The 12934-nt window shown below is 44.0% G+C and carries 9 protein-coding genes; 4 read left to right on the top strand and 5 right to left on the bottom strand.

Features of this window, described 5'->3' with window-relative positions:
- The first annotated feature begins 118 nt into the window (after positions 1 to 118).
- Entirely contained in the window at positions 119 to 1390 is a 1272-nt protein-coding gene (metK, locus tag NSTC745_RS14580) for a methionine adenosyltransferase (RefSeq protein WP_445637773.1), read from the top strand.
- A 165-nt stretch (positions 1391 to 1555) separates the two neighbouring features.
- Here metK and NSTC745_RS14575 read toward each other — a convergent pair whose 3' ends face one another.
- From NSTC745_RS14575 to NSTC745_RS14555, 5 genes are all read right to left on the bottom strand, one after another.
- Positions 1556 to 2965: a family 2B encapsulin nanocompartment shell protein gene (locus tag NSTC745_RS14575; protein WP_445637772.1), complete on the bottom strand. Its 1410-nt coding sequence runs from the start codon at positions 2963 to 2965 to the stop codon at positions 1556 to 1558.
- Between the two features lie 214 nt (positions 2966 to 3179).
- Positions 3180 to 4589 (bottom strand): family 2B encapsulin nanocompartment shell protein, encoded by a 1410-nt coding sequence (locus NSTC745_RS14570; RefSeq protein ID WP_445637771.1) that lies wholly within the window; start codon positions 4587 to 4589, stop codon positions 3180 to 3182.
- Between the two features lie 69 nt (positions 4590 to 4658).
- A complete protein-coding gene (locus NSTC745_RS14565) occupies positions 4659 to 6995 on the bottom strand; it encodes a family 2 encapsulin nanocompartment cargo protein terpene cyclase (protein WP_445637770.1) in 2337 nt (778 codons plus the stop codon).
- Between the two features lie 599 nt (positions 6996 to 7594).
- Positions 7595 to 8050 carry a pentapeptide repeat-containing protein gene (locus NSTC745_RS14560; RefSeq protein ID WP_096540853.1) on the bottom strand — a complete coding sequence of 152 codons (456 nt, stop codon included), beginning with the start codon at positions 8048 to 8050 and terminating at the stop codon, positions 7595 to 7597.
- Between the two features lie 748 nt (positions 8051 to 8798).
- Positions 8799 to 9680, bottom strand: a complete 882-nt coding sequence (locus NSTC745_RS14555) for an alpha/beta fold hydrolase (RefSeq protein WP_445637769.1) — start codon at positions 9678 to 9680, stop codon at positions 8799 to 8801.
- Between the two features lie 503 nt (positions 9681 to 10183).
- Between NSTC745_RS14555 and NSTC745_RS14550 the strand changes: the two genes are divergently transcribed.
- From NSTC745_RS14550 to NSTC745_RS14540, 3 genes are all read left to right on the top strand, one after another.
- Positions 10184 to 10828, top strand: coding sequence for a DUF4142 domain-containing protein (locus NSTC745_RS14550; protein WP_445637768.1), 645 nt, complete (start codon positions 10184 to 10186; stop codon positions 10826 to 10828).
- Between the two features lie 46 nt (positions 10829 to 10874).
- On the top strand, positions 10875 to 12026 hold the full coding sequence (locus tag NSTC745_RS14545; protein WP_445637767.1) for a glycoside hydrolase family 10 protein: 1152 nt from the start codon (positions 10875 to 10877) through the stop codon (positions 12024 to 12026).
- A 377-nt stretch (positions 12027 to 12403) separates the two neighbouring features.
- Positions 12404 to 12901, top strand: coding sequence for a GNAT family N-acetyltransferase (locus NSTC745_RS14540; RefSeq protein ID WP_445637766.1), 498 nt, complete (start codon positions 12404 to 12406; stop codon positions 12899 to 12901).
- Positions 12902 to 12934: the final 33 nt, after the last annotated feature.

Genomic DNA, 12934 nt, shown 5'->3' with positions numbered 1-12934 from the left:
ATCTTCAAAAGACACTAACGACTCCAGTATAAATGTTGTTATGATTTCATAAATTAGGTAGCCGAACTAAATACCTACATTTAGTTAGCCAAAATACTCAAACAAGGAGGAACTACCTTTGTCTCGTCGATATTTATTTACCTCCGAGTCAGTCACTGAAGGTCATCCAGATAAAATCTGCGATCAGATTTCTGATACCATCCTTGATGCCCTACTGACACAAGACCCCAGCAGCCGCGTTGCTGCTGAAGTAGTAGTTAATACTGGCTTGGTGTTAATTACTGGTGAAATCACTACCAAAGCCAATGTAAATTTCGTCAATCTCGCCCGCAAGAAAATTGCCGAAATCGGCTATACAAACGCTGATAACGGGTTTTCTGCCAACAGCACCAGCGTTCTCTTGGCTTTAGACGAACAATCACCTGATATTGCCCAAGGCGTCAACACCGCCCAAGAAACCCGCCAGCAAGATAGTGACGAACAATTCGACAAAATTGGCGCTGGCGACCAAGGTATAATGTTCGGTTTTGCCAGCAACGAAACACCAGAATTAATGCCCTTGCCTATCAGTCTGGCTCACCGCATTGCTCGGCGATTGGCAGCAGTTCGCAAAACAGGTGAATTGTCATACTTGCGTCCTGACGGCAAAACTCAGGTAACTGTAGTTTACGAAGATGGACGTGCTGTAGGGATTGATACCATCTTGATTTCTACCCAGCATACAGCCACTATTGGGGAAATCACAGATGAAACGGCAGTACAAGCCAAAATTAAACAAGACTTATGGTCAGCTGTAGTTGAACCTGTTTTTGGCGACATAGACGTTAAGCCAAATGACGAAACACGCTTTTTAGTCAATCCCACAGGCAAATTTGTTGTTGGTGGTCCCCAAGGAGACTCTGGCCTGACAGGACGGAAAATAATCGTTGACACCTACGGTGGATATTCACGACATGGCGGCGGTGCTTTCTCTGGCAAAGACCCCACCAAGGTTGACCGTTCTGCTGCTTATGCTGCTCGCTATGTGGCAAAGAATATTGTTGCTGCTGGGTTGGCAGATAAAGTTGAAATCCAACTTTCTTATGCTATTGGCGTAGCGCGACCAACTAGTATCTTAGTGGATACCTTTGGTACTGGCAAAGTAGATGAAGAAACCTTGTTGGAATTAATCAAGCAGCACTTTGAACTGCGTCCAGCGGGGATTATCCATAGCTTCAACTTACGCAACTTACCAAGTGAACGAGGCGGACGTTTTTATCAGGACGTCGCGGCTTACGGTCACTTTGGTCGCAGCGATTTAGACTTGCCTTGGGAACAGACCGATAAAGCCGAATTGTTAAAGCAAGCAGCAAATGAGTTCCTTTCGGCTGCTGCTCAGGCATTAACTTAAACTTCTACGCCAAATTGCATACTTCAACTCGCTATAAAGACGCGGGTAGTCAAAGATGCAATTTTAAGTAACGAGCCTTACCAAAACTTACCTTGTTTATCTGAGGGTATTGTCAGAAATTGGCAATACCCTCATTTATCGATAGGGTGAGGCATCCTTGTTTCCTCAGCGCCCGATTTCGACATCTTCGAGAATGCCGAGTGCATCGGGGACGAGAACAGCTGCTGAGTAATAAGCAGTGACGAGGTAGGAGATAATAGCCTTTTCATTGATGCCCATGAATCGGACGGACAAGCTCGGTTGGTATTCATCGGGGATACCAGTTTGATGCAAACCAATCACACCTTGGTCATCTTCACCAGTGCGGAGTATCAAGATAGAACTAGTTTGGTTTTTAGTAATCGGGATTTTGTTAGAAGGAAAAATCGGTACATTGCGCCACGTAATTATCTTAGTGCCATCAACATCAATGGTTGGCGGATAGATGCCCCGACGGTTGCACTCTCGACCGAAAGCTGCAATAGTACGCGGGTGAGCCAAGAAGAACTTCGACTTCCGCCGACGGGTAACTAGTTCGTCAAGGTCATCGGGAGTGGGGGGGCCGCTACGGCTATAAATGCGCTGTTTGAAATCGGCATTGTGCAGCAATCCAAATTCGCGGTTGTTGATCAACTCGTATTCTTGACGTTCCCGCAATGCCTCAATAGTCAAACGCAGTTGTTCTTCTGTTTGGTTATACGGTTCGTTGTATAGATCCGCAACGCGAGTACTTACCCGTAATACAGTCTGAGCAATGCTTAATTGATATTCGCGGGGTGAAAGTTCGTAATCAACAAATGTTGTTGGTAACGTCGTCTCTGTAGGATGAGCGCACGATAAAGCAATTAAAGCCTCTCCATACTTGTTTTGTGGTTTTTCGGCACGAGTCCGAAACTGCTCAACTTGAGCCTGCAAAGCGCGGGACTGATTGAGTAGTTCCCGAAATCGCTGTTGTGGTAGCGCCAATACCGTGCATTGGGTCACAGCTGTGATTGTAAACTTCCAATTGCTGCTTTCTGGCTCAACTAATACCTGTTCGCCAAAATAATCACCGTCAGCCAGCACATCCAACAAAGGCTGCTCGTCATACTTGCCAATCCCAATCTTGTTAACTTTGCCATGCGCGATCGCCACAAACTCATTAGCTAGTTGACCTGCCTGCACTATAATCTCACCAGGCGCAAACTCGCGCTGAACAAATCGACCTGCCAGTGCAGTCAATACACCAACGTCGTTAAACCCTCGCAGCAATGGCAACTCAGTTAGTTTTTCGGGAATTACCTGCACCTCGGCTCCGGTATTGGTGAAACTAATCCGCCCATCACCCACAGTATAGGTCAACCGCCGATTCAACCGATAAGTGCCAGCCTTAGTCTGCACCCACGGCAACATCTTCAACAACCACCGCGGCGTAATTTCCTGCGTCTGCGGTGCAGATTTAGTTGTTTTTGATAAATTACGCGCAGCGTCTTTACTCAAACTCAGTTGAGGTTGTCTGTCCCCACCAGAGCTGTTCGATTCAATAAAATCCGTCATTACCTCATCCTCTAGTTAACGATTTTGGATTTTAGACTTCGGCTACGCTCAGTCGAGCGATTTTAGATTTTAGATTTATTCCACATAGCTCGCTTGTTAGGGAGCGAGTATAAATCACAGACGTGTTGAAATTTTGAATTTTGAATTTTTCAATCCAAAATCCAAAACTTGTACTGAGCGTAGCCGAAGTATCCAAAATCTAAAATTCAATCGCTTAACGTCCGATTTCCACATCTTCGAGGATGCCGAGCGCGTCAGGAATCAGGACGGCTGCGGAGTAGTAGGCGGTAACTAGGTAAGAAATAATCGCCTTTTCATCGATACCCATGAAGCGGACAGACAGACTTGGTTGGTACTCATCGGGGATACCAGTTTGATGTAAGCCGATGACACCTTGTTTTTCCAAACCAGTGCGGAGCAAAAGCACAGAACTGGTGCGGTTGTTGGTGATGGGAATCTTATTGGAAGGGAAGATAGGTACGCCGCGCCAAGCTGTAACTTGAACGCCGTTGATATCTATACTTTGTGGATAAACGCCTTGGCGGTTGGCTTCGCGGCCGATGGCTGCAATGGTGCGGGGGTGAGCTAGGAAGAATGACGGCTCCTTCCATACTGTGGTCAAGAGTTCATCGAGGTCGTCGGGTGTGGGTGCGCCAGTACGGCTATAGATGCGCTGTTTCAAGTCGGCGTTGTGCAGCAATCCGAATTCGCGGTTGTTGAGCAATTCGTATTCCTGACGTTCCCGTATTGACTCGATAGTTAGTCGCAGTTGTTCTTCGGTCTGGTTGTACGGTTCGTTGTACAGATCCGCAACGCGAGTACTGACTCGCAACACCGTTTGGGCGATGCTCAACTCGTATTCGCGGGGTGCAAGTTCGTAATCGGCGAAGGTTCCTGTCAAAGGAGTCTCTTGGGGATGATCGGCTGCTAGTTCAATGGCAGCTTCACCTTCGGGAGTTTGTGGCTGGTCCAGGCGGGTGCGGAACTGTTCGACATGAGTTCGCAACGCCTCAGACTGACCGACGAGCCTCTCAAATGCTTGTTGGGGCAAGGACAAAACTATGGTTCTGGTAATTGCTTTGAGGGTGTACTGCCAGGTGTCATCGGACTGGGCTACAGTTTCATCGCCGAAATGGTTGCCGTCAGCGAGTACATCGTAGACGATCTCCTCACCATACTTGCCAACACCAATTTTGTTCACCTTACCACGAGCAATCAGAATTATGCGATCGGCGGGCTGACCAATCTCAACGATTACATCGTCTGGGGCGTACTCTTGCTGCTGAAACTGGTTTGCTAAGGCAGTCAAGACATCAACTTCGCCAAATCCGCGCAGTAAGGGCAATTCAGTTAGTTCCTGGGGAATTACCTGTACTGCTGCTCCAGTATTGGTGAAACTGACCCGTCCATCACCTACGGTATAACTCAACCGACGGTTGACTCGAAAAGTGCCACCTTTTGTTTGTACAAAAGGCAACAGCTTTAATAACCACCGGGATGTAATTTCCTGGGTCTGCGGTGCAGATTTGGCTGTTGTCGCCAAATTACGCGCCGCTGCTGTACTCAAGGTTAAATGGGGCTGCTGATTTTCTGCATCGATATTGCGATCGCTAGAATAAGTCACAATTCAATCCTCTACTTTTTAGTTACTAGAAAAAAACCAAGTTTTATCTGACCACCGACTCAGATTGAGCTAATCTTTTGTTCTTAACAACGAGCCGATTTTGATACCTGAAGTCCCTAACCCTGTCGGGCCGCTCGGTAAGTTCTGCACTACTGGCTGAACATTGGTTTGAGTTGTTTGCTGGCCAGTGACAGTGCCTAAGCCTGTGGGCTGTTGGAGTAACCGTTTTTCGTTTGAGTTATTCCGCAATTCAAATTCCTTATAGCGGTCTACCGCCCTATGCCATTTGAGTACCCCACACATCCACTGCTCTAGTTTCTTGATGTATCCGTACAACTTCTTTCGGGCACTTGTATCCAGACCGAAATCATCACATAAAACAGGAACTTCAGTAGCAACAATATGTTGAAACTCAAGGGCGCGGGAGGTCATCAGGTCGTTAACAACTGCGACAGCATGGGGGATATCGCAGTTCAGGAAATTTTGAACCACCAGCACGCCGTTGTTAATCTCGCCCTCAAATTCGATTTCTTTCTGATAAGAAAAAATATCGTTCGTTAAACAGGCGAAGTCAGCGGCTGAATTATCAATTCCCTGCATGGTTCGGGTGGCGAAGATCTCTGGTGGTATCTCGTCCCCTTGGGAAAGTCGAGACAGGCTCATGGTTAAATCGGAGCCAAAGGTCTTACGGCGCATTTCCACATAGTCGATGGGGTCGGGAATTCGATTTTGGGTTTGGTTAGCTAGTTCCCATAACCAACTTTCCGTCATACTCTCTATCGCACGCCGGAACAGACGACGAGCATTAGCTGTCATCGGCCCTGCCGTTCTTGCCCAAATATCCCCTAAACCGCGTTCGACTGGGTTAGTCGCTTCGGGAGGGGGACTCCCATCAAGGGGCATAAACGCCGATAACCGAGCATTAAAGAGTTTCGCCCCTGCCATGTTGCGGCTATAACCATACAGTGCTGGGAAATAGTCATCAGCATAAGTTCCCCAAACTAGCCAACAAGCCGTTATGTTCAACTCATCACTCTTACCATTGGGATGAATATAAGCACCGCATAAAGCTACGTCTGCCACATCCAATTTGTGGTCATCCCAGATGTAAATGCTGGGCATCCCTGGCAGTGTGTCCAGCATCCCCATTTGCCGCGCCCATTCTTTAGAATGCCGTCGAGCCTCTTGTAGATGGGGATTCAAACTGGTCGAGAAGGGCATATAAAACTCAGGCAAGGTTACGGGCCCTACAGGCTGATAGGGAACATGGGTAAAGCTTTGGAAGCGTTTTAGTCCCAAACTATCGTATAAGCCTCTTAAACGGGCTGCCGATGTGCCTAGCCCAGTGGGGCCGCTTAAAAACAAGCTTGCTATGGAAGATTTGTCTGATGTCTGGTTCATGTAGCGGCTCGATCGCATGTGCCACTCATGACCCCCCGACTGCCAGTCTTGAAGTCCTTTGGCATATAGAACTACTTTCAGACGCTCATCAGGAGTCAGACTATATTCCTCAAACAAGGAAGGAAGCTCAGTAACAAAGGTGTTCTCGAACTGTTGCACCCGAGATGTAAGTAAGTCGTTAGTAAGGTTCGCCGCCTCTTGGGTACCCACACCCAGGAATCGTTCTAAGACCAGGATACAGTTAGCGTTTTCTCCTTCTTCTTCTACTTCTCTTTGGTAGGAGAAGATGTCATTTCGCAGATGTACGCCATCAGAAAAGGTATCTTTGAGGACACGCAAGGGTCGCGTGCGGGCGATCGCTGCCGGAATTTCTGCCCTAACCGCGTGTTCAACCAAGTTAGCGGACCAAGGCGCTCCCCCCACCTTACGGCGCATTTCAATGTACTCAACGGGGTTAGCGACTCGATTCTGGCTAATATTGGCCAGTTCCCAGAGAGATTCTTTGAGAAGATTGATAGTACTCTCAGTAAATCGGATTACCCAATCTTGGGAAGCATTGGGGATAGTACGGGCCCAGAGGTCTACTAAACCCCGTTCTACGGCATTAGTAGGTTCTGGCGGCGTTTCTTGGGGCTGCACAGGCATAAATGCTGGTAGCCCATTCAGATACTTCTTAGCTCCCGCCGTATCTTGGGTACGCTTGTAAAGCTCAAGGAAGTGATCGTCGAAGAAAAATACCCAAACATACCAGTCAGTTACCAGATTGAGCATAGCTTCATCGGCATCTGGATGAGTATAGGCACACAATAATGCATAGTCATGGGCATCAAACTTGCGCTCGTCCCAAATTCCATAATCTTCCGATCCCTCTGCCCCGCCCAAAATCCCCATTTCATAAGCCCAAGCTTTAGAATGTACCCGTGCCGCTTCCAAGTTTGGGTTTAGCCTTGCCGGCCAAGGTACATAAAAACTTGGCAACTCAAAAGGTTGGTTGCTTGAACTCATTGTTTGTTTAAACCTATCAGTTTCAGGTCATTGTCTTGATTTAATTTGTGTTAAATTGGCATTTTTTGTGCAAATCACTTTTGAAGAAATGTTGGGCCACCACTCCATAGTTATTGACCTTGCGGTGGCATATAAACATCCTGTAATTCAAAGGATTGCATATCCCATATCTACATACTCTCGAATATTTATTGTTGCGTTGTTTGCACAATCAAACTTTTTCACAGTTAGAGAAAAAAAGCAATACATAAAATCAACAAATTAAGCAAATATTTAAATCGAAAATTGAAAACTGACAAGACAGTTAAGACAGTTAAGACAGTTAAGGAGACAGTTAAGACAGTTAAGACAGTTAAGGGAGATAGTTAAAACTTTTAAGACAGTTATTAAACAATAATGACTAATTGTAAATCTATTTTTCATAAAAAAAATCCTCTGCCTTTATCAGAGTGAAGTAACTACAAGGCAGAGGTTTTATTTATCTTACATATTTTTGTAAGGGCAGGTCTCAGGAAAATGCTTGCAAATAACTAGTTTCTGTGATTAAAATCCGCGAAAACTTAAGTTATGTTTATTGGAACCTACCTAATGAGTTAAGTCTATTTCCAATCGGGAATCTCGGCATCTTCTCCACCAATACCGATTCCAGTGTTAAATATTTCGGCATCAGTGAGATTGAGATCGTTCATTGATGCTTTATACACATTAGAATCATGAATTGTAGCGCGAGTAAAATTTACGCCATTGAGATTGGCTTGCTTCATATTCACATTGGTGACATAAGCTGATGTTAAGTTAGCACCTGCCAAGTTAGCATCAGTCAAGTCCGCACCTTCGAGGTTTGCCTCTACAAGGTTGGCTCCTTGAAGTTTAGCTCCTCTTAAGTCAGCACCAATTAAATGAGCGCCACTAAGGTTGGCTCCCGATAAATCGCACTGGATACATTCCCCAGTCGAAAGCAGCTTTTGTAAGTCCTGCGGATTCTCAGCTCTAACCGAGCTAATAAAAAATAGGGGAGTTGCTAAGGCTGTGGCCGCTAATAGCTGGAGTTTCATAATTTTCCCCCTTGATTATTCAAGTTGCGTCCGTTCTTTACCTCACACTTCTATTATCTCACCAAACTTCTTCTGGTTCCAGATTGACCTGGAAAGTTTATTGTGTTAAGGAAGCAAGGATGAGGAAAAAATAAAAAATCCTATTTCTTCTAATTTTTGCTTATTTTACGGGAATAAACCTGGAAAATCCGCTGCCGTTAAATTAGTGTTAAATCTTTTGAAATTCTTACACCAATCAGCAAAGTTGTCCTAGATAAATAGGTATTTATACTTGAAAAATTAACCTTTGAGTTGCACATTGATTTGTGAGGTTGCCTTTTGTCATTAGGCATTGGTTATTTGTCCTCTGTTACAAAGTTCTGATGGTCAGAAACTTCTGCACTCTAAAGGATTTTGCTACAGAATTTGCACTTTTGATTTGTCTTTTATTAAGCTGTTCAACATCTAGTTTACATATCTATAGGACTTACGCACGAGTCACGTAAAAAGGTAGACGCGGAGCGGCTTGCCGCAGGCTACCACAGAGGCACAGAGTTCACGGAGAAATGAGAGTTTGAGAGATATTTTGCGTAATTCCCGATCTAATTTAATACAACTCTTGTGGGGCGGGTCGAAAAGCCCGCCCTAATTATGCAAGTTAAATGTGGAACAGCTTATTTGTTATTCGTCCTTTACAAATCAGTAATTACTAATGGCTAATGACTAAGAAATCTTTTGAGAATAAAATATAACGTGTAGGTAGGTTAGCTTAACTAATACTTTGAACCTCAGTTTTAAGAAATTCAGCCATATACTGATTTACCAATTCTGGCTCTTCTTGTTGCACCCAATGGCCACAGTTAGGGATGTATTTGATTTGAAAGTCCCTGACATAGGCTGTGGTATCATAAGTGAGTTCCTTACCAAGGGCAGTATCATTTTCTCCCCAAATCATTAGGGTTGGTACTTCCAAGATTCCCCGATTTGGATTGAGGATTCTCTGCTCAAAAATATTGCGGTAATAGTTCAACATTGCTGTGAGGGCACCGCGTTTTGCAGCAGCGTCTTTATAGGCATTAATATCTGCTTGTGTAAAAGCATTTTTATTAAATGCTGTGCCTTGGAAAGCTGTTTCAATTACTTTAAAATCTGAAGATTGTAAAATTAATTCTGGTATCAATGGAAGTTGAAAAATAAATATGTAATAACTACGTAGCAATTGTTGGGGAGTGCGTAGACCTTGGGAAAATTTGGCAGGATGGGGTAGGTTAAGGATAATTAATCGCTCTATCATTTCGGGATGAGCATAGGCAAAATTCCAAGCGATCGCTCCTCCCCAATCATGTCCAACTAAAACACATTCTTCGTATCCTAATCCTTTAATTACTCCCTCAACATCTTTGATAAATTCATCCATCACATAAGCTGATTTATCTGTTGGTTTATCGCTATCGTTGTAACCCCGCAAGTCAAGAGCAACGACTTTAAAATCTTGGGCAAATTGTGGTATTTGATGCCGCCAAGAGTACCAAAATTCAGGAAATCCATGCAACATTAACATCAATGGCCCTTCACCTTGGGTAACGTAGTGTAGCTTTATCCCATTGGTAGTTATGTATTCGTGTTGCCAAGAAGCTTGTATTACAGACATAATTAATAGAATTTAAATTTTATCAAGAGTAATATTACATCTAAGATAATTTTCAGCCAGACAACATCTATTGAAAGACAGTAGTAAGATAGCAATTTTTCTGAGAATTAGCTTGATATGATTAATCCTAGTATTACGAGCGATCGCTAAGAGATGGCTTTTATTCCTTGAGTATCAAAGGAAAAGGCGATCGCCTATTCAACCTAATACAAATTACTTCAGTTTTGGGAACCCTCTTCAGTTATAAAGACTTCTATTTTGGGTAAAAAAAACTTCAGCCGCAGGATAGGTATTTTCAGAGAACATTTTTTTTAGTATGCAATCTGCACTTGTATATCTGAGACTGAGTTTAATTAATCAGCTTTTTTGTGTTTGGCGATTTCAATTTTATATCTTCAACACCAAAGATCGCATTTAACACTCATGCATAGCTAAGTTTTACATTCTGAATTGCTGCAATTTTGCTTTCTATAATACAGCTTCATCCAAGGAGAAGATTGATTATGCCTAACTTCAAAATATTGTCTACTGGTCTAGCGGCGATCGCCTTATCTGTGGCCGCCGGTTGCACGCCAACTACCCCGCATGACCAGAATACAACATCTGAAGTTCCACCTACTAGAACTGAGCCTGTACAAGCGACTGAAAGTCCGTCACCATCACCAACTGCACCAGGACAAAATAACCTCAGTTCATTAGACAGACAGTTTATAAATGAAGCGGCTCAAGATGGTTTGGCAGAAGTTCAACTAGGACAACTGGCGTCAGAACGTGCAGCTAGCAACTCAGTAAAGCAGTTTGGACAGCGTATGGTTCAAGATCATACACAGGTGAACAATCAACTCCAACAGTTAGCAACTCAAAAAGGTGTAACGCTGCCAAAAACTCTCAACAATGAAAATAAGCAACTCAGCCAACGCTTATCTAAACTTTCTGGTGCCCAATTCGATCGCGAATATATAAACCAAATGGTTCAAGCTCATCAAAAGGATGTCGCTGCATTTGAAAACCAAGCTCAACAGGGACAAGATACAGACCTGAAAGCATTCGCGGCTCAAACGCTACCAGCTCTCCAAGAACACTTGCAAGAGGCTCGTTCCATTGCTAATCCTGGAACTGCAACACCAACACCAACCACTACCCCATAGGTCTAAAATTGTATCGTTAGGGAACCACGATATCTAAATTCTGAAAATGACAATAATCGAAACCCGTGGTATCTGGCTGACCACTACTGCTAGTCAAGTTCTCAGATCGAAGGAAGGTATTGCCCAGGCAATGGATTTTCTTGCTGAGACGGGATTTAATGTCGTGTTTCCTGTTGTTTGGAATCAGGCAGTAACTTTGTATCCCAGTCAAACCATGCTACAGAATTTTGGAGTTGAAATTGACCCCATGTCTGTAGGACGCGACCCTTTAGAGGAAGTGGTGGTAGAGGCGCGGCGAGTTGGGTTGAAAGTTATTCCTTGGTTTGAATATGGTTTTGCCAGTTCCTACAATTTGAATGGTGGTATTCTTTTAGAGAAAAAACCAGAATGGGCTGGGCGCGATCGCAATGGTAATTTACTCAACAAAAACGGCTTTGAGTGGTTGAATGCCCTAGACCTACAAGTGCAGGAATTCCTATTGAACTTAGTACTAGAAGTTGTCAAAAATTATGATGTTGATGGTATCCAAGGGGACGATCGCTTGCCAGCATTCCCCTCTGAAGGTGGCTACGATGAGCTAACTCTAACACGCTATCGCCAGGAATTCCATCGCGATCCGCCATCAAATTTCAAGGATGCACAATGGCTACAGTGGCGGGCAGATATTCTCACTGATTTCTGGGCGCATCTGTATCAGCAAGTGAAAGCAGTAAATCCTAATTTATTAGTAGCGATCGCACCTAATATTCATGATTGGGCTTTTGTGGAATATCTGCAAGACTCCCCCACATGGCTCAATCGGGGAATAGTTGATATAATTAGCCCGCAGATTTATCGCCGTGACTTTAGTAGTTATCAGGCGATCGCCGATACACTGGTAACTCAACAGTTTGCTGATACAAACTTGTCAAAGTTAGCGCCAGGAATTTTGATGAAGCTTGGTAATTATTGTATTAGTCCAGAATATTTGGTACAGGCAATTGAATACAATCGGCAAGTTGGTATTCAAGGTGAAGTATTCTTTTTTTATGAAGGGTTACGAGAAAATAATCATGCCCTAGCGAAAGTTTTGCGAAATGGGCCTTATGCTCAATCTGCATCGTTTCCCACTTTATCAGATTTGAGCCAAAGTAATAAGAGTAATAGAAAGTCACCTGCAATTTGGCAACGAGTGGTGAGGTTTTTAAGGAATTTTTAGCATTACCGATGACAGTTACAGCAGAATTCAGAATTGGGGATTAAGAAGGAACGGGTAACACTTGATGTTCCTTTTGTTTTTGCCTGTTTTTGCTTTGATGGCGCCGCCTTCCCTCTCTGTAAGGACGAATGGCACTTACTTAACCCAGATTTAGATCCCCGACTTCTTCAAGAAGTCGGAATCTGCACAGCGACTTTTGAGACTATGGTTATGTAGTTCATCTTGCAATCTGCTTTATCATACACAAGCGCTCCAGGTGTAGAGAAGTCAGATAATTGCAAGGCTGAGAACTAAAATCTCCCAGAAAAGCTATTTGCTGAGTAAATTGGGATATAGAGGCAGAAAAATTTTCTGTGTAAACTTTACCAGCAAATGGTATGAAAAAATATTATCAAGACTTTTTAATTCGTGATTGGGTACAAAGCGATCGCACTAGAGCTGCCCAAGTAATCAATTATGTATTATCAGAATACGGTTTGGGTTGGGAACCAAACGGTGCTGACCGAGATGTGCTGCAAGTAGAGGAATTTTATTTAGACACTGGGGGCGAGTTTTGGGTAATTGAACACCAAAGTCAGTTAGTAGGAACTGGGGCATACTACCCCGTCCAACGTGGCAAAAAAGCCGTAGAAATCCGCAAAATGTATCTTTTGCCGAGCATTAGGGGTTTAGGATTGGGGAAATATTTGTTACAACAGCTAGAAGAAGCGATCGCAGAACGTGGTTTTGAGCAAATCTGGATTGAAACTGCCAGCGTTTTAGTAGAAGCAGTCAAGCTGTATGAAAGCAACGGCTACAAACCAGCAACAGGAATAGAAACAAAACGCTGCGATCGCGTTTATTTTAAGTCATTGGGCATTGGGCATGGGGCATAGGGCATTGGTCGTTGGTCATTGGTCATTGGTCAT

It is taken from the genome of Nostoc sp. DSM 114161 (assembly GCF_052692665.1).
Note: the sequence above shows the minus strand (reverse complement) of the source record. Positions and strands in the feature narration are given on the sequence as shown.

Bases quoted from the DNA above. Each gene is read 5' to 3' on its own strand.
- NSTC745_RS14575 (WP_445637772.1), bottom strand. From the start codon at position 2,965: ATGACGGATTTTATTGAATCGAACAGCTCTGGTGGGGACAGACAACCT.
- NSTC745_RS14565 (WP_445637770.1), bottom strand. From the start codon at position 6,995: ATGAGTTCAAGCAACCAACCTTTTGAGTTGCCAAGTTTTTATGTACCT.
- NSTC745_RS14560 (WP_096540853.1), bottom strand. From the start codon at position 8,050: ATGAAACTCCAGCTATTAGCGGCCACAGCCTTAGCAACTCCCCTATTT.
- NSTC745_RS14555 (WP_445637769.1), bottom strand. From the start codon at position 9,680: ATGTCTGTAATACAAGCTTCTTGGCAACACGAATACATAACTACCAAT.
- NSTC745_RS14550 (WP_445637768.1), top strand. From the start codon at position 10,184: ATGCCTAACTTCAAAATATTGTCTACTGGTCTAGCGGCGATCGCCTTA.
- NSTC745_RS14545 (WP_445637767.1), top strand. From the start codon at position 10,875: ATGACAATAATCGAAACCCGTGGTATCTGGCTGACCACTACTGCTAGT.
- NSTC745_RS14540 (WP_445637766.1), top strand. From the start codon at position 12,404: ATGAAAAAATATTATCAAGACTTTTTAATTCGTGATTGGGTACAAAGC.